Annotated in this window: 13 protein-coding genes and 1 tRNA gene; 7 read left to right on the top strand and 7 right to left on the bottom strand. The window is 46.8% G+C overall.

Translation table 11 applies throughout. The features are described from left to right. Positions 1 to 376 precede the first annotated feature (376 nt). The 6 genes from B5F71_RS14185 to B5F71_RS21055 all read left to right on the top strand — a co-directional run bounded on the left by B5F71_RS14185 (position 377) and on the right by B5F71_RS21055 (position 9,399). Positions 377 to 2,320 carry a glycogen debranching enzyme N-terminal domain-containing protein gene (locus B5F71_RS14185; protein ID WP_087211469.1) on the top strand — a complete coding sequence of 648 codons (1,944 nt, stop codon included), beginning with the start codon at positions 377 to 379 and terminating at the stop codon, positions 2,318 to 2,320. 15 nt (positions 2,321 to 2,335) lie between these two features. After that, a complete protein-coding gene (locus B5F71_RS14180) occupies positions 2,336 to 3,610 on the top strand; it encodes a glycosyltransferase family 4 protein (protein ID WP_087211466.1) in 1,275 nt (424 codons plus the stop codon). Between the two features lie 15 nt (positions 3,611 to 3,625). Then, a complete protein-coding gene (locus B5F71_RS14175; protein WP_022041175.1) occupies positions 3,626 to 4,990 on the top strand; it encodes a glycoside hydrolase family 57 protein in 1,365 nt (454 codons plus the stop codon). A gap of 369 nt (positions 4,991 to 5,359) precedes the next feature. Continuing rightward, positions 5,360 to 5,563 (top strand): hypothetical protein, encoded by a 204-nt coding sequence (locus B5F71_RS20355; protein ID WP_158098102.1) that lies wholly within the window; start codon positions 5,360 to 5,362, stop codon positions 5,561 to 5,563. A 291-nt stretch (positions 5,564 to 5,854) separates the two neighbouring features. Beyond that, positions 5,855 to 8,116 carry a GH92 family glycosyl hydrolase gene (locus tag B5F71_RS14165; protein ID WP_087211461.1) on the top strand — a complete coding sequence of 754 codons (2,262 nt, stop codon included), beginning with the start codon at positions 5,855 to 5,857 and terminating at the stop codon, positions 8,114 to 8,116. 17 nt (positions 8,117 to 8,133) lie between these two features. Beyond that, complete coding sequence (locus B5F71_RS21055; protein ID WP_241148613.1) at positions 8,134 to 9,399, top strand: glycerophosphodiester phosphodiesterase family protein; 1,266 nt, start codon at positions 8,134 to 8,136, stop codon at positions 9,397 to 9,399. A gap of 97 nt (positions 9,400 to 9,496) precedes the next feature. On the opposite strand, the gene carB is transcribed toward B5F71_RS21055, so the two are convergent. The 7 genes from carB to B5F71_RS14130 form a co-directional block, all read right to left on the bottom strand. Beyond that, the gene (carB, locus tag B5F71_RS14155; protein WP_022041171.1) at positions 9,497 to 12,724 is read right to left on the bottom strand and encodes a carbamoyl-phosphate synthase (glutamine-hydrolyzing) large subunit; all 3,228 of its coding nucleotides are present in this window, start codon (positions 12,722 to 12,724) and stop codon (positions 9,497 to 9,499) included. A 132-nt stretch (positions 12,725 to 12,856) separates the two neighbouring features. Then, on the bottom strand, positions 12,857 to 13,933 hold the full coding sequence (gene carA, locus B5F71_RS14150; protein ID WP_087211457.1) for a glutamine-hydrolyzing carbamoyl-phosphate synthase small subunit: 1,077 nt from the start codon (positions 13,931 to 13,933) through the stop codon (positions 12,857 to 12,859). Between the two features lies 1 nt (position 13,934). After that, positions 13,935 to 14,108, bottom strand: a complete 174-nt coding sequence (locus tag B5F71_RS20350) for a hypothetical protein (RefSeq protein WP_022041169.1) — start codon at positions 14,106 to 14,108, stop codon at positions 13,935 to 13,937. Beyond that, on the bottom strand, positions 14,105 to 14,284 hold the full coding sequence (locus tag B5F71_RS14145) for a hypothetical protein (RefSeq protein WP_022041168.1): 180 nt from the start codon (positions 14,282 to 14,284) through the stop codon (positions 14,105 to 14,107). Before B5F71_RS14145 ends, B5F71_RS20350 begins: the two co-directional genes overlap by 4 nt. Position 14,285: 1 nt before the next feature. After that, entirely contained in the window at positions 14,286 to 15,332 is a 1,047-nt protein-coding gene (locus tag B5F71_RS14140; protein WP_087211454.1) for a glycoside hydrolase family 43 protein, read from the bottom strand. A gap of 19 nt (positions 15,333 to 15,351) precedes the next feature. Continuing rightward, positions 15,352 to 17,235 carry an amidophosphoribosyltransferase gene (locus B5F71_RS14135; protein ID WP_022041166.1) on the bottom strand — a complete coding sequence of 628 codons (1,884 nt, stop codon included), beginning with the start codon at positions 17,233 to 17,235 and terminating at the stop codon, positions 15,352 to 15,354. Positions 17,236 to 17,411: 176 nt separating this feature from the next. Further along, a tRNA-Thr gene (locus B5F71_RS14130) sits at positions 17,412 to 17,484 on the bottom strand. 257 nt (positions 17,485 to 17,741) lie between these two features. On the opposite strand from B5F71_RS14130, the gene B5F71_RS14125 reads away from it, so the two are divergent. Then, entirely contained in the window at positions 17,742 to 19,229 is a 1,488-nt protein-coding gene (locus tag B5F71_RS14125) for a succinate CoA transferase (RefSeq protein WP_087211450.1), read from the top strand. The last annotated feature ends 163 nt before the right edge of the window (positions 19,230 to 19,392 follow it).

The raw sequence follows: 19,392 nt of genomic DNA, 5'->3' as shown, positions 1-19,392 counted from the left end.
CTGACGAAGAACAGGAGCGGAAAGGACCAAAAAATCGCCCAAAGCACACACGAAAACGGATACATCAAGCCAAGAAAAACTTTTTGGAGAAATTCAAAACAGCTTCTTAGATCTTCAATCCCCGATTGGAACATCAGACATCATTTTTGTGTATCTTGTTCCGATTGGGGCATTTAGTTAGGCCGATGTCTTAAATCATGCTATAAAACACACATTTTGTAATATAGTGTTGCCTGTAATAAGAAAAATGCAATTTTTTTAGGTAAACGGGAAAAAAAAACGAACTTTTCATTTTGCCTTGTTTATTTAATTACTAATTTTGAGGTGTTAAAGAAATAACATTTTTTATGCAATTAATAACCTTAATATAACAGCTATGAGTTATTTACGATTTGACAAGACGCTGATGACGAATTTGGAAGAATCTTTGACACGTGAAATTCTTCGGACTAATCGTTCTGGCGCGTATCATTGCTCTACAATAGTAGATTGCAACACTCGCAAATACCATGGTTTATTGGTCATCCCCGTGCCGGAACTGGATGATGAAAACCATGTGTTGTTGTCCTCGCTCGATGAAACGGTCATCCAGCATGGGGCTGAGTTTAATCTGGGACTCCATAAATATCATGGAGACACTTTCAGTCCGCGTGGTCACAAGTACATCCGGGAGTTCGAATGCGAGAAAGTGCCTACTACTATTTACAGAGTGGGAGGTGTAGTGCTGAAGAAAGAAAAGTTGTTCGTGCATCATGAGAACCGTATTTTGATTCGTTATACTTTGCTGGACGCTCATTCCAGTACGACACTTCGCTTGCGCCCGTATTTAGCTTTCCGTAGCGTACGTCAGTACACTCATGAAAACGCACAGGCAAGTCGCCAGTATGATACCGTAAAAAACGGAATCAAAACATGTATGTATCCGGGATATCCCGAATTGTTCATGCAGACCAATTGCCCGAACGAATTCCATTTCCAACCAGATTGGTACCGGGGCATAGAGTATCCGAAAGAACAAGAACGCGGATACGATTTCAATGAAGACCTGTATGTGCCGGGGTATTTCGAAATGGAAATCACTAAAGACCATCCGGTTGTGTTCTCGGGAGGCATTTCGGAAATTGAAACCGCTAATCTGGACCAGCTCTTCTCGGAAGAAGCAGACCGCCGTACTCCGCGCGACAATTTCAAGCATTGCCTGATTAATGCCGCCCACCAGTTCCTGAACAAACAAGGAGACGAGTCATACGTCTTGGCAGGCTACCCATGGTTCAAATGCCGTGCGCGTGACATGTTCATCTCTCTGCCGGGACTGATGCTTGCCATCAACGAAACAGACAAGTTCGAAACGGTGATGGACACGGCATCTAAAGCGATTTACGAATTCATGAAAGGCGAACCCGCAACGCTGAAAGTCTACGAAATGGAACATCCGGATGTATTGTTATGGGCAGTATGGACTATCCAGCAATACGCGAAAATGGTATCACGCGATGCGGCACGAAGCAAATACGGGGCATTATTGAAAGACATCATGACGTATCTTGCCGAAGGAAAACATCCGAACCTGAAAGTATGTGATAACGGACTGGTATATGCCCAAGGAAGAGACAAAGCCATTACGTGGATGAATGCAATGTCGAACGGCCGTCCGGTTACTCCGCGTACAGGATATATCGTCGAATTCAATACACTGTGGTACAACGCGTTGATGTTTGCCGGAGAATTGCTGGGCGAAGGAGGTGATACAGAATTTGCCGGAACCTTAACCCAATTGGCAGAAAAAGCAGGAAAGGCTTTCATTGACACATTCTTGAACGAATACGGTTATCTGCTCGATTACGTAGACGGAGACATGATGGACTGGAGCGTACGCCCGAACATGATTTTTGCAGCAGCATTCGATTATTCTCCGTTGAATGCCAAACAGAAGAAAGGCGTGGTCGATATTGTGACAAAGGAGCTTCTTACTCCGAAAGGTTTACGCTCGTTAAGCCCGAAGAGCGGAGGCTACAACCCGAATTATGTAGGCCCGCAAATCCAACGCGATTACGCTTACCATCAAGGTACGGCATGGCCCTGGCTGGAAGGATTCTATCTCGAAGCCTATTTGCGCATCTACAAGCGTAGTGCCATTTCGTTCGTAGAACGTCAGATGATTAGCTTCGAAGACGAATTGTCACTCCATTGCGTAGGCTCTATTCCTGAATTATTCGATGGAAACCCGCCATTCAGAGGCAGAGGAGCCATTTCGTTCGCCATAAACGTGGCTCAAATATTGAGAACTTTAAATCTGTTAGAAAAATATGACAATCAGTAAAAGGGAGGAAATACTATGAAAGTTTTAATGTTTGGATGGGAATTTCCTCCCCATATCTTGGGAGGTTTAGGTACAGCCAGTTACGGACTTACCAAAGGTTTAGCGCAACAAGAGGACATGCAGATTACCTTCTGCATACCGAAGCCATGGGGAGATGAAGACCAAAGCTTCTTGAAAATCATCGGCATGAACAGCGTACCTATCGTATGGCGCGATGTAGAATGGGATTACGTAAAAAGCCGTGTAGGAAACTATATGGACCCGCAGCTCTATTACGACTTGCGCGACCATATCTATGCCGATTTCAACTATATGCATACCAATGATTTGGGTTGCCTTGAATTTTCAGGGCGTTATCCGGATAATTTGCATGAAGAAATAAACAATTATTCCATTGTGGCGGGAGTGGTTGCCCGTCAGCAGGAATTTGATATCATCCATTCGCACGACTGGCTGACCTATCCGGCAGGTATTCATGCCAAGCAGGTATCAGGCAAACCGTTGGTCATCCATGTTCATGCTACCGATTTCGACCGTAGCCGTGGCAATGTAAACCCTACGGTTTATTCCATCGAAAAGAACGGTATGGACCACGCCGATTGCATCATGTGTGTGAGTGAATTGACACGACAGACGGTTATTCATAAATACTATCAGGATCCGCGTAAAGTCTTTACGGTCCACAATGCCGTGTCTCCGTTGTCAAAAGAGATTCAGGATATTGTACCGCGTAAAAATCCGAACGAGAAAATCGTTACCTTCCTGGGACGTATCACCATGCAGAAAGGACCGGAATATTTTGTTGAAGCGGCTGCGATGGTATTGCGCCGTGCGCGTCACGTGCGTTTCGTCATGGCAGGTAGCGGTGATATGATGAATGCCATGATTCGTCTGGCTGCCGAAAGAGGCATTGCCGACCGTTTCCATTTCCCGGGCTTCATGAGAGGCAAACAGGTGTACGAGGTATTGAAAGCCAGCGATGTGTACATCATGCCTTCCGTATCCGAGCCGTTCGGCATATCGCCACTGGAAGCTATGCAATGTAGTGTGCCTACCATTATTTCCAAGCAGTCGGGGTGTGCCGAAATCTTGAGTAAATGTATAAAGACCGATTATTGGGATATTCATGCCATGGCAGATGCCATTCATGCTATTTGTACTTATCCGGCATTGTACGAATACCTGCGCGATGAAGGAAAGAAAGAAGTCGACGGTATTGTATGGGAGAAAGTAGGCGTGAAGATTCGCGGCTTATACGAACAGACTTTAAAAAATTGTGGAAAACTATAATTATACAAAATCGATATGAAAACAATCTGTCTTTACTTTGAAATACATCAGATAACACATCTCAAACGCTATCGTTTTTTTGAAATTGGTACAGACCATTATTACTACGATGATTACGCAAACGAACAGGGCATCAACGACGTGGCGGAACGTTCGTATATTCCGGCATTGACCACCCTGATTGAAATGGCAAAAAACAATGAAGGAGCTTTTAAGGTTGGTCTTTCCATTTCAGGTGTAGCACTCGAACAATTGGAGATACATGCACCGGCTGTTATCGAACTGTTGCAGGAACTGAATGCTACAGGATGTTGCGAGTTCATTTGCGAGCCTTATTCTCACGGATTGTCTTCTCTGGCAAACGAAGAATGCTTCCGTGAAGAAGTAGAATTTATGCGTAAAAAAATCAAGGATTATTTCGGTCAGGATCCGAAAGTGTTCCGTAATTCCAGCTTGATTTACGACAATGAAATAGGTGGAATCGTAGCCAGCATGGGCTTTAAGGGCCAACTGATAGAAGGTGCGAAGCATGTGTTGGGATGGAAGAGCCCGCACTATCTGTATCATTGCGCCGAGAACCCGAATCTGAAACTGTTGATGCGCGACTTCAAGTTGTCGGACGATATCAGCCTGCGCTTCTCTAATTCGGAATGGAGCGAATATCCCTTGTTTGCAGATACTTATATAGACTGGATTGCCACTTTGCCCGAAAACGAACAGGTCATCAACATTTTTATGGAACTGTCGGCTCTCGGTATAGCACAACCGTTGTCTTCCAACATCCTGGAATTCTTGAAAGCATTGCCTGCATGTGCCAAGCAGCGGGGCATCACATTCTCGACCCCTACCGAAATTGTTACGAAATTGAAATCGGTAGATATGATGGATGTGCCTTATCCGATGTCTTGGTCGGATGAAGAAAGAGACATCAGTCCATGGCTGGGTAATGTGATGCAGCGCGAAGCGTTTAACAAACTGTACAGTGTGGCCGAGCGTGTGCATTTGTGCGACGACCGCCGTATCAAGCAAGACTGGTTCTACCTGCAGGCAAGCAATAATTTCCGTTTTATGACTACAAAAGATACGGGAGTTGGGCTGGATAGAGGTATCTATGATTCACCTTATGATGCATTTACTAATTATATGAACATCTTAGGCGATTTCTTGGCTCGTGTCAATTCGTTGTATCCGGCAGATATGGACAATGAAGAGTTAGGGTCTTTGCTTACCACTATCAAGAATCAAGGTGAAGAGTTGGTTCAGCTGAACGATGAGGTGACCAAGCTTCAAGCCGAATTGAAGAAATCTGAAGCTAAGAAGCCTGCGGCAAAGAAAACAACAACCACAAGAAAGACAGCTGCGGCTAAGAAAGAAAAGTAATTTTTTCAGATATTTGAGAAACTGTTTTGAATTTATCGTGTGCTGGTTGGGGATGGGTTTTTAAGGCATTTCCAATACTGTGAAGAAGAAGACAGCAAGCTATCTGACAAGAACAGAAGCGGAAAGGATTAAAAAATCGCCCAAAACGCATACGAAAACGAATACATTAAGCCAAGAATACTTTTTGTAGAAATTCAAAACAGTTTTTGTTAAGTTTGCGCCCGATTTCATATGAATGAAGTCGGGCGTTTTTAGTAATAATAGTATGAGTGCATTTCTTGTAAGATTATTAATCTTCATGCCGAAAGATTATTAATCTTCACGCTGTAAGATTAATAATCTTAGAAGCTGTTTTGAATTTATCGTGCGATGATTTGGGATGAGTTTTTGAGGCATTTTCGCTTCTGTGATGAGGAAGATAGCGGGCTATCTGACGAAGAACAGGAGCGAAAAGGACCAAAAAATCGCCCAAAGCACACACGAAAACGGATACATCAAGCCAAGAAAAACTTTTTGGAGAAATTCAAAACAGCTTCTTACAAACAATGCAGCTATATTGGGATGAGTTTTTGAGGCATTTCCGTTTGTGTGATAAGGAAGATAGCGGGCTATCTCTGACGAAAAACAAAAACGGGAAGGACCCCCAAAATCGCCCAAAGCACACACGAAAACGAATACATCAAGCCAAGAAAACTTTTGAAATATTTCAAAACAATTTCTTATTGCCATACAAAGATTATTTTTTCACCCAATCATGGAAACTAAGGAATAGGTTTCTTTGACAGAGAAGGTAAAAAAATGTATCTTTGTAAAAACATCAACCCAACCATTATCAACTTTTTACATAAAATACAATAGAGCAACATGAAACTTCAAAAACTGATTGGCTTGACGGCTGGTTTGTGCCTAAGCGGCATAATTTACGCCTCCGCTCAAACGCAACTGACCGACTATGTAGACCCGCGCATCGGGTCGGAAGGACTGGGACGGGTATTTATCGGTCCGTCTTGCCCTTATGGAATGGTCAAACCTTCGCCCGACTGCACTCCTTCACCCAATAGCGGCTGGCTGCCCATGCCTGAACGGGTGGACGGATTCTCGCAAGTACACGTAAGCGGAACCGGAGGAGGTCCCAAGTATGGGAATATTTTAGTGACGCCTTTCTGCAACGGAATGGACCAAACCCAACACTTGGATTATCGGGCTTACGAAAATATCCGGCTGGGATATTACGATACCCGATTTAAGCAGAGCGGCATCCGTACGGAAATCACCACCACGGAGCGGGCTTCGTTCTACCGCTTCACCTATCCCGCTGATTCCTTGAAATCATTGGCTATCGATGCCGGTTTCTTCTTGGGAGAAAGCCCCGTGCCCGATGCACGTGAAGCCCAACAGTTCGTAGGTTCGGAAATAGAAATCCTGTCCGACCATGAAGTGAGCGGCTATACCCGAATCCGGGGAGGCTGGAACAACGGACGCGCCTATACGGTTTACTTTTACGCCGAAACCGACAAGCCTTTCACCCAGTGCCGCACATGGAAAGGAAGCAAGATAACCGACGAACGCTCCCAATTCGATTCGTATGAGAAAACCGGCGCCTTGCTCCGTTTTGCAGAAGGAGACTCGGTGGTGCAACTGAAAATCGGCATCTCTTTCCTGAGCAGCCAACGTGCCAAGCACAATGCCCGTACCTACATTCCCCACTGGTCTTTCGAGAAAGTGCATAACGGCCTGCTGGCACAATGGGAAAAGCTGTTCAAGGCGATTGAAATCGCTCCCGATACTCCCGAAACGCAAAAGCGGATGTTCTATACCGCGCTCTACCACACGATGATTATGCCCGTAGACCGCACCGGAGAGAATCCGCTTTGGAACGACCCTGAGCCTTATTACGATGACTATTACGCCATTTGGGACACTTACCGCACCTCTACCCCACTCATCACACTTATCGACCCGCAACGCGAAACCGACATCGTGCGCTCGCTCATCACCATCTATAAACGGGATGGATACATGCCCGATGCACGAAGCGGAAACGCCAACGGACGTACGCAAGGAGGCTCGAATGCCGAAATCGTCATCGCCGACGCTTTTGTGAAAGGCTTGAAAGGCATCGACTATGAACTGGCACTGAAAGCCATGTTGCAGGATGCTACCGCAGCACCCGGAGGAAATCAGGAAGCGGAAGGACGGGGCGGACTGGTCCCCTACCTGGAATTAGGCTACATCCCGTATGGCATTCCACGTGCAGGAAACCGCACCGTAGAATATGCGTATTGCGATTATGCCATCGCATTGGTAGCCAAAGGACTGGGAAAAGAAGACCTCTACCGACACTATCTGAAACAATCGGAGAACTGGAAAAACCTGTGGCGGAGCGATTACGAACACGAAGGGGCAAAAGGATTCATCATGCCGCGCGACAAGGACGGGAACTGGCTCGACCAGATACCTTTCGGTAACTCGAAAGTGCAGAAGCCTACGTACACCTACACACCGGTCACCTTCGAGGGACCGTGGTACACCCCGTGGTGGGACATGTTCTTCTACGAAGCCAGCTCGTGGGAATACTCGCTCAGCATCCCTCACGATGTGCCGGGGCTTATCGCACAATGCGGAGGGAAGGAGAAATTCGAAGAACGCCTCGACATCTTCTTCGACAAAGGGTTTTATAATGTGAACAACGAGCCTTCGTTCCTTACCCCCTGCCTGTATCACTGGATAGGGAAACCTTGGCGGAGCGATGACCGCATCCGCGAAATCATCACCACCCACTTTAACGACTCTCCGATGGGACTTCCCGGAAACGATGATTCGGGAGCGATGTCTTCGTGGCTTGCCTTCCACATGACAGGACTTTATCCCAATGCCGGACAAGACTATTATCTGATACATGCCCCGATGCTGAAAGAAACCACCTTCCATCTGGAAGACGGAAAAGACTTTACCATCCGAGCAGAACGCCTCTCGGACGAGAACCGGTACATCCAGTCGGCGACTTTGAACGGGAAGGATTACCCTTACTCCACCCTGCGCCATAAAGACCTCGTGGCTGGCGGCGAACTGGTATTGAAGATGGGAAACAAACCCGGCAAATGGGGAACAGAATTAGGATTATAAACGAATATAGTTGCATCATGAAAAAGATATATCTTCTCTCTTTATTGATTATAGGTGCATGCTGCACCGGAAGTATATGCGCGCAAACCGCCCTGCCTGATACATTACTGTTCGTGTTCAAACTCCACGGACAGACCCGCAAATACGAAATGTCATTCCGCGAAAAGAACGACACGTTGCGCATCGACTGGCGCATCTTGCGGAACCTGCATTGGCAAAAAGGAAGCTACCTGATGGCTCCCGCATCGCAAGAAGCGGGAAACTCATTATGCTTCCTCCAGCCCGTAGACAAAGAAAACCGCCTGTTAGACATAAACGAAACCGCCTACATGCTCTCACGCCAAGCCTACAAGGAACTGAAGACGACCGGGGCATTTCACTATAACCAGACGGTTTACAAGAAAGGAAACAAAAAAGGAGAAGCCTTGGGATGCCCGCTCATCTATTGCATAGACCAAACCGAAGGAGCAGAAATATGGATATTGGATAATGAGTCCCTGCCCTTGATATGGAAGATGCAGAACAATCCGCTGAACGTAAACTGGCAGGTAGAGCATCCTTCGGCTACATACAAGGACCCGATAGAGGTAGTGGTACACCGGGGCGCCAACCATTTGGCACCCGAAAACACGGTGGCTTCGGCATACGCAGCTTTGGAACACGGTGCCACGTGGATAGAGCTGGATGTACGGAAAAGCAAAGACGGAGTGCTGTATAACCTGCACGACGAAACCCTCGACCGCACCACCAACGGGCAAGGCGCATTAGCCGATATGAATTCTGACGAAGTGGACAAATTAGACGCAGGAAGTTGGTTTGGAAAAGAATATGCCGGCACACGTATCCCTCGCATCTCGGAAATGCTCGATTCGCTCTACGGAAAAGCAAATGTATTCTTCGATGTGAAACGCGGCACGCCCGTAAAAGACCTCGTAAGACTGATCCGCCTGAAAGGATTCGCTACGAACAGTTTCTTCTGGTTCGCCGATGAAGGAATGCTGAAAGAGTTTGTCCGCCTTGCTCCGGAAATGAAAATCAAAGTAAATGCGGATGACATCGCCCGCCTGCAATATTGGATGACGGTATGCCGCCCGTCGTACGTGGAAATCAATCCCGAACAAATCACACCGGAATTCAAGGCGTTCTGCAAGGCTAACGGCATCCGCATTATGGCAGCTATCCTAAACGCAAATGAAAAAGCCTATCGCACTGCTATAGAGAAAGAGCCAGACTTGGTCAATCTAGACCAGCCTGAACTTTTTCAGAAAGTGCTTGCCGAATAAAAGACGATTTCACTTATACACAAGAAAGAGGCTGTATCAAAATGAAAACTAATTTTTATTTTGATACAGCCTCTTTTTCTATCTGAAAAATCGACCTTTATTTATACTCGTCCCAACTCTTGATGGCAATGTCATCAATGCTCATCGAGCAAAATGCATTGATAAACGCACTTGCCAGACGGGCATTTGTTATCAACGGGATATTCAAGTCAATAGCCGCACGACGAATCTTGTAACCATTGGTAAGTTCACCTACCGACAAGTCACGCGGAATGTTCACCACCATATCGATTTCTTTCTTATGAAGCATCTCAAGTGCCTGCGGATGTCCTTCTTCGCTGGGCCAGTACACACGGGTATTCTCAATGCCGTTCTCGGTGAGGAACTTCGAAGTACCGCCAGTAGCATAGAGATTATAGCCTTTCGCCTTCAATGCACGCGATGCCTGAAGCATATCCACCTTCTGCTTGGTGCTACCCGTAGAAAGCAGAATATTCTTTTCGGGGATACGATATCCCACCGAAAGCATCGCTTTCAGGATGGCGCATGAAGTATCATCACCCAAACAACCGACTTCGCCCGTAGATGCCATATCCACGCCCAATACAGGGTCGGCTTTCTGCAAGCGGTTAAACGAGAACTGGCTCGCCTTGATGCCTACATAATCCAGTTCGAAGAGGTTCTTTTCGGGTTTCTCTACCGGAAGACCGAGCATCACCTTAGTGGCAAGTTCAATGAAGTTTATCTTGAGCACCTTGCTCACGAACGGGAACGAACGGGAAGCACGGAGGTTACACTCAATCACCTTGATATCATTGTCGCGGGCAAGGAACTGGATATTGAACGGTCCGGAAATGTTCAGTTCCTTGGCTATCTGACGGGAAATGCGCTTGATACGGCGCACTGTCTCCACATACAGTTTTTGGGGAGGGAACTGAATGGTAGCATCTCCCGAATGTACACCGGCAAACTCGATATGCTCGGAGATGGCATAAACGATAATCTCACCGTTCTGAGCCACGGCATCCATTTCCACTTCCTTAGCATGTTCGATGAACTGGCTCACTACTACCGGATGTTTTTTCGATACATTGGCGGCAAGCTGCAAGAAACGTTCCAGTTCGTCTTGGTTGGAACAAACATTCATAGCTGCTCCTGAAAGTACATACGACGGACGTACCAATACCGGGAAACCGACTTTCTGAATAAAAGCGTTGATGTCGTCCATCGAAGTCAATGCGCTCCATTCGGGCTGGTCTACACCGATGCGGTCGAGCATAGCCGAGAACTTATCGCGGTCTTCAGCATTGTCGATACTCTTGGCAGATGTTCCCAGAATATTCACTTTTTGTGCATCGAGGCGCATGGCAAGATTGTTTGGAATCTGACCGCCAGTCGAAACAATGACTCCATGCGGATTTTCCAAGTCAAGAATATCCATTACGCGTTCAAATGTCAGTTCATCGAAATAGAGACGGTCGCACATATCATAGTCGGTAGAAACCGTTTCGGGATTATAGTTAATCATTACCGAACGATACCCTTCCTCGCGGATGGTATTCAATGCCTGCACGCCGCACCAGTCAAATTCCACCGATGAACCGATACGGTAAGCTCCTGAACCAAGCACCACAATACTCTTGTGGTCGCCCAAATAATGCACATCGTTTGCCACACCGCTATACGTCAGATACAGATAGTTGGTCTGTGCAGGATATTCAGCGGCAAGGGTATCAATCTGTTTTACGACCGGAAGTACACCGATGGCTTTACGGTACGCACGCACGGCAAGAATGCCGTCTTCCATCTCACCTTGATAACCGATGGCACGTGCCACCTGAAAATCGGAAAATCCCTGACGTTTGGCTTTATAAAGCAATTCTTTCGGAAGTTCGGAAAGCTGTATATGATTGTTCCCCCATTCGTGCAGTTCTTTGGAAGTCTGCATAATGTTTTCCAGTTTGTAAAGGAACCATTTGTCTATCTTGGTCAGGTCGTGGATTTGGTCAACGGTATAACCGGCACGCATCGCCTTCGAAATAACAAAGATACGCTTGTCGGTAGGTTCGCGCAATGCCTTGTCGATATCGGCAATGACCAGTTCTTTGTTTTCTACAAAACCGTGCATGCCCTGCCCTATCATACGAAGGCCTTTCTGAATCGCTTCCTCAAACGTACGTCCGATAGCCATAACCTCGCCTACCGACTTCATCGAAGAGCCTAACTCGCGGTCTACGCCGTGGAACTTGCCCAAGTCCCAGCGCGGAATCTTACATACCACATAGTCGAGTGCAGGTTCGAAAAATGCCGATGTAGTCTTGGTCACTGAGTTCTTCAGGTCAAACAGTCCATAGCCCAGTCCCAACTTGGCAGCTACAAATGCCAGCGGATACCCTGTTGCCTTCGATGCCAGTGCAGAGGAACGGCTCAGACGGGCATTTACCTCAATCACACGATAGTCTTCCGATTCAGGGTCGAAAGCATATTGCACATTACATTCGCCCACGATACCGATGTGACGGATGATACGGATGGCAAGCTCGCGCAGCTTATGGTATTCACTGTTGGTCAGCGTCTGGCTCGGAGCAATGACGATACTTTCACCCGTATGAATGCCCAGCGGGTCGAAGTTTTCCATATTGCAGACCGTGATGCAATTGTCGAACCGGTCACGCACTACCTCGTATTCCACTTCTTTCCATCCTTTCAGGCTCTTTTCCACCAAAACCTGCGGAGAGAAGGAAAATGCTTTTTCCGCCAGCACATTCAGTTCTTCTTCGTTATCGCAAAAGCCTGAACCAAGACCTCCCAAGGCGTATGCTGCACGGATAATAACCGGATAGCCCAAGTCGCGTGCCGCCTGGCGTGCCTGCTCAATATTCTCGCAAGCCTCGCTCTTGATGGTCTTCACGTTGATTTCATCCAGCTTCTTCACAAAGAGTTCGCGGTCTTCCGTATCCATAATGGCCTGTACGGGAGTACCCAATACCTGCACGCCGTATTTCTCGAACACCCCTCCCTGATAGAGAGCGACACCACAATTCAATGCCGTTTGACCGCCAAACGAGAGCAACACCCCATCCGGACGTTCCTTATCGATGACTTTCTCCACAAAATAAGGAGTGACAGGAAGGAAATAAATCTTATCAGCCACACCTTCCGAAGTCTGCACCGTAGCGATATTGGGATTGATAAGCACCGTTTCGATACCTTCTTCCTTAAGAGCCTTCAGTGCCTGCGAACCGGAATAATCAAATTCGCCAGCTTCACCGATCTTCAATGCGCCGGAACCCAGCAACAATACTTTCTTTATGTTATCTTTCATTGATATTTCTATAATTAGTTGTTAGTTCTTATTCCTTTTTTGAAACGCAGATTAGCGCAGATTCACGCAGATTAAATTTTTTATTAAAATAATCCGCGGAAATCTGCGTTAATCCGCGTTTTATCCTAAATCTCAGAGCAGTTTCACGAACTCATCGAAAAGGAATTCCGTATCTGTAGGCCCGCTGGCTGCTTCCGGATGAAACTGAGCCGAGAACCAAGGATTGCATTTGTGGCGGATTCCTTCGTTCGAGCCATCGTTCATGTTGATGAAAAGCGGTTCCCAATCGGCTCCCAAGGTATTATTGTCCACCGCATATCCGTGATTCTGCGAAGTGATGAAACAACGCTCCGTCCCTACCATACGTACCGGCTGGTTATGGCTCCGATGACCGTACTTTAACTTATATATTTTTGCACCTCCTGCCTTCGAAAGCAACTGATTACCCATACAGATACCGAAAATGGGAAGTTTTTCGTTCTGCATCGCTTTGCGGATGTTCTGCACAGCCGCATCGCACGTATCAGGGTCGCCCGGTCCGTTGGAAATAAAAAGCCCGTCAAAGTCCAGTCCGTTAAAGTCGTAATCCCAAGGCACACGGATAACCTCCACACCGCGCTTGAGCAGACAACGGATGATATTGGACTTCACCCCACAATCCACCAACACTACCTTCTTGCGCCCGTTACCCTCGTTATAGCGAATCACGTCCTTACACGATACTTTATCCACATAGTTCACTCCGGCGTATTGCGCTTCGGGAACGTTGTCCGGTTCATCATCGAACACAATCTTTCCCATCATCACACCGTGCTCACGCAACACCTTCGTAAGTTCGCGTGTGTCAATGCCTGTGATACCGGGAATCTGCTCACGCTTCAACCAGTCCGCCAAGCTCTCCACAGCATTCCAGTGGCTATACCGCTCGCTATAATCACTCACGATAATCGCCTCAGCATGTATTTTTTCACTCTCCATAAAAGTAGGCAAACCGTTCGCCTCGAATGTGAACGGAGGCACCCCGTAGTTCCCTACCAGCGGATAAGTCAACGTCATCAACTGACCTGCATACGAAGGGTCTGTCAGGCTTTCCGGATATCCGGTCATCGCCGTATTAAACACCACTTCACCCGCTACCGGCTTCTCATAACCGAACGACTTGCCGTGAAACCGGCTCCCGTCGTCAAGGATTAACGTCACGTTTCTCATTCTAATCTAATTCGTCTTTATTGTTTTGTGTTTTTTTCTTATTCTTAGTATAAAGATAAATTCCTATAGCAACTAAACAAAGGCCTATCAGCAAATTATCCGCTATTATCGCAATACCCATACCTAAAGCTATAAATACAAGCCAAAGATAATTTTTGTCCTTTTGTTCACTCATTGCTTTTTATTATCTTTCTTTCCTTTCAAACCGCAATCAATAGTAATGCCAACGAGTAAGCCTAAGGGCATCCATAAGGCTATGTTATCAAGGCAAACACCGATTGTCACTCCCAGCATCAGCCCTACTGCCAAACCATATCCGGCATCAAATTTCGATTTGTTTTTCTCTTCCATATCACTTTTTCATTTGTTCATCCGACCATTTCTGAAGGCGTTCGTATTCCTCTTTCGTAAGCCGCATAAACGAACCATGCTGAGGATGGGCTACGCCTTCAAGAGTAACGGGCGAATGAAAATTCTGAAGATATTCATCAGCCTGGCAAATGCGGTACCGCTTGGGATTGGATGAATATTCGATATAAGCAACGCGCCACGTAGAATCGCCCACCAGCTGGAATGCCGAGCAGCCTTCGCACTTCTTGTTGCCCTCGAACTTCACATAATCGTTTTCATCCTTTATCTTATAAGGTCCGGTCAGTTTGTCAGAAGTAGCGGCAAAGATGCCCGGCGTACCTCCCTCTTTCTTGATAAGCATGTGGTAAAGCCCGTCGGCAGGCACATAATTGATGTCAGCATCAATGGTAGCATAACCCCAGTCGACCAGCACACGAGGCTTGGTCAATCGGGTGAACGAAGCATCGGCGTACGAATAAAATACCCGGTCGTACTTATCCTCGGCAGGATTGAGCAAGGAATAATAAATCATGTATCCTCCTTTGGTTCCGTCGGGCCATACATAAGCAGGGTCCCAAAAGATTTGAGGTGCCCATACCCGCTTGATGCCGGCATAATCCTTATACACATCCGGTGAATCGGGATCGCAGAAAATATCCGGTCCCTTGCGGAAGTCGAAGGTAGTAGAAGTCCAATGAATCAAATCATCGCTACGGAGCAGGTTGATGCCATAGTTAAACCATTGCTTGCTCTTTCCGACACACATGTCAGTAGTAACCATCAGATAACCTTTCCCGTCCGAAGTGCGGCAGATAAAAGCATCGCGCGCGCCTCCCTCAATAGGCGAAAGCTTCTGCACATCATACACGGGACCTCCGTCCAACAGGTCGTGATAGTTCAGTCCGTCGCGGCTCAAGGCGTATGCCGTCCATTCCCCGCGTCCGCTCATGTGGCAATACAGATACCCGTAATCGCCTTTCTGCACATTTTGCGCATGTCCTCCGGCAAGAGCCAAAGCTGCAACCGAAGCCAAGAAAAACCTTCTCATACCTTATTATATATAGGAGTTAAAATTGGTATATTTGTTCAATGTAATCAATAAATGCCTTGTTGACCAGTTTCACGCCCCCTGGAGTAGGATAGTCACCGCTGAAGTACCAGTCTCCTTCATGGTCGGGACAAGCCTCGTGCAAGCCATCGAGCGTCTGGTAAACGATTTCCACTTTTGCCTGTGTGCCCACAGGGGTAAGAAGTTCCACCATCTTGCGTGAGATTTCCTCATCGGTAAATGGCGCATAGATTTCTTTCACATAATTCACCATATCTTCTTTAGGCAAGCCCACTTGCTCTTTCGACTTACGGTATGCATCTTCGATAACGCGACGCATCCCCCTGTCCTCCAACAAGGCAATAGCGGCACGGAAAGCAATGAACTGCTCCATACTTGCCATATCAATGCCGTAATAGTCGGGATAACGCACTTGGGGCGAAGATGACACAATGACAATCTTTTTCGGATGCAAACGGTCGAGAATACTAATAATGCTCTGCTTCAGCGTAGTTCCCCGCACGATGCTATCATCGATTATCACCAGGTTATCGGCATAGGGGACCAGACTTCCATACGTTACATCATATACATGGGCGGCAAGGTCGTTCCGCGTATTGCCTTCGGCGATAAATGTACGCAACTTGATATCCTTGATAGCTACCTTTTCGCTCCGGATGCGTTGCGACAAGATTTGTTCCAGTTCCGTATGGCTGGGCTTATGCCCCAATGCCTCGATGCGCTGCACCTTGAGCTGGTTCAGGTAATTGTCGAAACCTTCCAACATGCCATAGAATGCCACCTCCGCCGTATTCGGAATAAAAGAAAATACGGTATGCACCACATCGTAATCGATTACTTTCAGAATCGGATCCACCAGTTTCTGCCCCAAGAGTTTCCGTTCGCGGTAGATATCCATATCGCTTCCCCGGCTGAAGTAAATGCGTTCGAACGAACAAGCCTTCTTCTTCTTCGGCTCATTGATTTGCTCCAGACGCATCTGCCCCTTCTTGTTCACCCAGATAGCCTGCCCGGGCAAAAGTTCGTTGATGCTGTCTGCAGGCACATTCAGTACCGTCTGAATGACCGGCCGCTCGGATGCAAGTACCATAATCTCATCGTCCATATACCAGAATCCCGGACGGATGCCCCACGGGTCACGCACGGCAAACGCTTCACCGCTTCCCGTCAGCCCGCATATCACATATCCTCCATCCCACTTCGGAGTAGAAGTCTTCAACACATTGGTAATGTCAATACGGTCTTCAATCGTATGCGTAATGTCCATTCCTTCCAGCCCTTCCGCCTTACATTCATTATAAAGGCGTTCCACTTCGCGGTCGAGCCGGTGCCCCACCTGTTCCAGCATGATATACGTATCGGCATACTTGCGCGGATGCTGACCCGCGGCTGTAATGTCGGCAAATATCTCATCGACATTCGTCAAGTTGAAATTGCCGCACAAGGCAAGGTTCTTTGCCCGCCAATTATTGCGCCGCAAAAAGGGATGCACATACGAAATGCCACTTTTGCCTGTGGTAGAGTAACGCAGATGCCCCATATAAAGCTCGCCGGCAAAAGGCAGGCATTGCTTGGCATATTCCGCATCTGCCATCTGTTCGGGAGTAAGCTCTTTGAAATAACCGTGCACCGTTCCGAATATTTCGGTAATCGCTCCCGACCCTAACCCTCTTTCACGGAACATGTATTCCTCTCCCGGATTTGCCTGAAGCTTTACACAGGCCAGTCCGGCACCTTCCTGCCCGCGGTTGTGCTGCTTTTCCATCAACAGATACAACTTGTTGAGCCCATACATCCATGTTCCGTATTTCTCTTGATAATATTCCAACGGTTTAAGCAACCGTATCATCGCTACTCCGCATTCGTGTTTAAGTGGTTCCATATTGCTCGTTTTCGTTTAGTCGCCGTTAAGATAAAAAAAATACCTGAATTACCGAATCGGTAAGTTCAGGTATTCATGTACATATGCTAATTTTTTATGTAAAAATAAAACTTATACATTCTCTTTTTAATTATAAAAGTTCGGGCATAAAAAAAGACCCACAATGTGAATCTTCGAGCCGAAAGCGGGACTCGAACCCGCGACTTACTCATTACGAATGAGTTACTCTACCAACTGAGTTATTTCGGCTTATGGCTTTTTCTGAAAAGCGATGCAAAGATACGGCTTTCTTTGAACCTACAAAAGAAATCGGCAGTTTTTTTTCAATTATCCACAAAAAAACGTTTATAAGACAACATTCACCTCCACAGAGAACAATGCATAAAAATATCATTATATTACATACACAAGCAACTTATTCAATATTTTGTCATATACATAAACAAAACTTTTGCTATTTAATCAGAAAACATCTATTTTTGTGGCACTAATAAATAACAGCATCCATGAAATATCCAATTTTATCAGCAGAAGAAGCTGCAGCGCTTATCATCGACGGACAGACGGTCGGCATCGGAGGATTCTCGTCAGTAGGTACACCGAAAGCAGTCCCCGCTGCATTGGCAAAGCATGCAGAAACATTACACAATGAAGGAAAAACGTTTAAAATAGGACTTATTACCGGAGGGGCAACAGGAAATCAGGTGGACAGTGCCCTGACCGAAGCACATGCCGTTGCTTTCCGCACTCCTTTCCAGTCGAACAAGGAAATGCGGAATGCCATCAATAGCGGCGAGGTGCAATATTTCGATCTTCACCTTTCGCAAATCGGACAAGACGTGCGCTACGGATTCTTGGGGAAAATCGATGTGGCTATCATCGAAGCTTCCGGCATTACCCCTGAAGGCGACCTCATTCTGAGCACCTCGGTAGGCATTTCGCCCACCCTGACATGTGTGGCAGACAAAATCATTATCGAATTGAACGAAGCTCATGCGGGCAAATTGACGGGAATGCACGACATCTTTGTGCTCGACAATCCGCCTTACCGCCGTGAAATTCCTATTTATAAGGTAAACGACCGTACCGGAAGCATCAGCGTGAAAGTAGACCCCAAGAAAGTGGCTGGAGTGGTGTTGACAAACGAGCGTGACCAGATAGCCGCCTTCACTCCTCTGAACGAAACCACACGCCAAATCGGACAAAACGTAGCAGACTTTTTGGTAAAGGAATATCGTCAGGGAGCGATTCCCAAAGAATTTCTTCCTTTGCAATCGGGCGTAGGAAACATTGCCAATGCCGTATTGGGGGCTTTGGGCGGCGACCCGCACTTGCCTGCCTTTTCGATGTATACCGAAGTGATACAGAACTCCGTTATCGACCTGATGCTGGAAGAGCGCATCCGTTTTGTGGCAGGCAGCTCGCTTACACTCTCGGACGATAAGTTGGACCTGCTTTACGAGCACATCGGTGAAATGAAAGACCGCGTCCTGCTCCGTCCGCAAGAAATCACCAACCACCCTGAAGTCATCCGCCGGTTAGGTATCATTGCGGTCAATACAGCACTTGAAGCTGACATCTTCGGCAATGTAAACAGCACTCATGTGTCGGGAAGCAAGATGATGAACGGCATCGGAGGCTCGGGCGACTTTGCACGTAATGCCTACCTGTCTATCTTTACCACCCCTTCTACGGCGAAAGGCGGTCTTATCTCGTCCATCGTACCTCAAGTATCGCACGTAGACAGTACCGAACATGATGTACGCATCCTTGTAACCGAACAGGGAGTAGCAGACTTGAGAGGAAAATCACCGCTTCAACGGGCACGTCTCATCATCGAGAATTGCGCGCATCCCGACTATAAAGAACTGCTTTGGGATTACCTGAAACTTTCGGAAGGGCATTGTCATACCCCGATGTCGCTCCGTAACGCCTTCCAGATGCATCTGGCATTTGCCGAAACAGGTGATATGCGGAACACGAAATACGTATGATTTGTTCACCACAGAGGACGCAGGGGTTTTTAATTTACGATTGGGCAATTTACTATTTAGTTCCTATGTTTGTAATGTGCTAGCAAAATAGCATAAAGCCAAGAGAATTATTAAATTTGTAAATGAAAGAAATAACTTAATAAAACCTATGACTTTATGCGTA

The organism is Bacteroides sp. An269 (genome assembly GCF_002159755.1).
In the GTDB taxonomy this organism is placed as follows: domain Bacteria; phylum Bacteroidota; class Bacteroidia; order Bacteroidales; family Bacteroidaceae; genus Phocaeicola; species Phocaeicola intestinalis.
This window is presented reverse-complemented; position numbering and strand designations above follow the sequence as displayed.

Bases quoted from the DNA above. Each gene is read 5' to 3' on its own strand.
- B5F71_RS14145 (WP_022041168.1), bottom strand. From the start codon at position 14,284: ATGGAAGAGAAAAACAAATCGAAATTTGATGCCGGATATGGTTTGGCA.
- B5F71_RS20355 (WP_158098102.1), top strand. From the start codon at position 5,360: ATGATTTGGGATGAGTTTTTGAGGCATTTTCGCTTCTGTGATGAGGAA.
- B5F71_RS14175 (WP_022041175.1), top strand. From the start codon at position 3,626: ATGAAAACAATCTGTCTTTACTTTGAAATACATCAGATAACACATCTC.
- B5F71_RS14125 (WP_087211450.1), top strand. From the start codon at position 17,742: ATGAAATATCCAATTTTATCAGCAGAAGAAGCTGCAGCGCTTATCATC.
- B5F71_RS21055 (WP_241148613.1), top strand. From the start codon at position 8,134: ATGAAAAAGATATATCTTCTCTCTTTATTGATTATAGGTGCATGCTGC.
- B5F71_RS14185 (WP_087211469.1), top strand. From the start codon at position 377: ATGAGTTATTTACGATTTGACAAGACGCTGATGACGAATTTGGAAGAA.
- B5F71_RS20350 (WP_022041169.1), bottom strand. From the start codon at position 14,108: ATGAGTGAACAAAAGGACAAAAATTATCTTTGGCTTGTATTTATAGCT.
- carB (WP_022041171.1), bottom strand. From the start codon at position 12,724: ATGAAAGATAACATAAAGAAAGTATTGTTGCTGGGTTCCGGCGCATTG.
- B5F71_RS14165 (WP_087211461.1), top strand. From the start codon at position 5,855: ATGAAACTTCAAAAACTGATTGGCTTGACGGCTGGTTTGTGCCTAAGC.
- carA (WP_087211457.1), bottom strand. From the start codon at position 13,933: ATGAGAAACGTGACGTTAATCCTTGACGACGGGAGCCGGTTTCACGGC.
- B5F71_RS14180 (WP_087211466.1), top strand. From the start codon at position 2,336: ATGAAAGTTTTAATGTTTGGATGGGAATTTCCTCCCCATATCTTGGGA.
- B5F71_RS14135 (WP_022041166.1), bottom strand. From the start codon at position 17,235: ATGGAACCACTTAAACACGAATGCGGAGTAGCGATGATACGGTTGCTT.
- B5F71_RS14140 (WP_087211454.1), bottom strand. From the start codon at position 15,332: ATGAGAAGGTTTTTCTTGGCTTCGGTTGCAGCTTTGGCTCTTGCCGGA.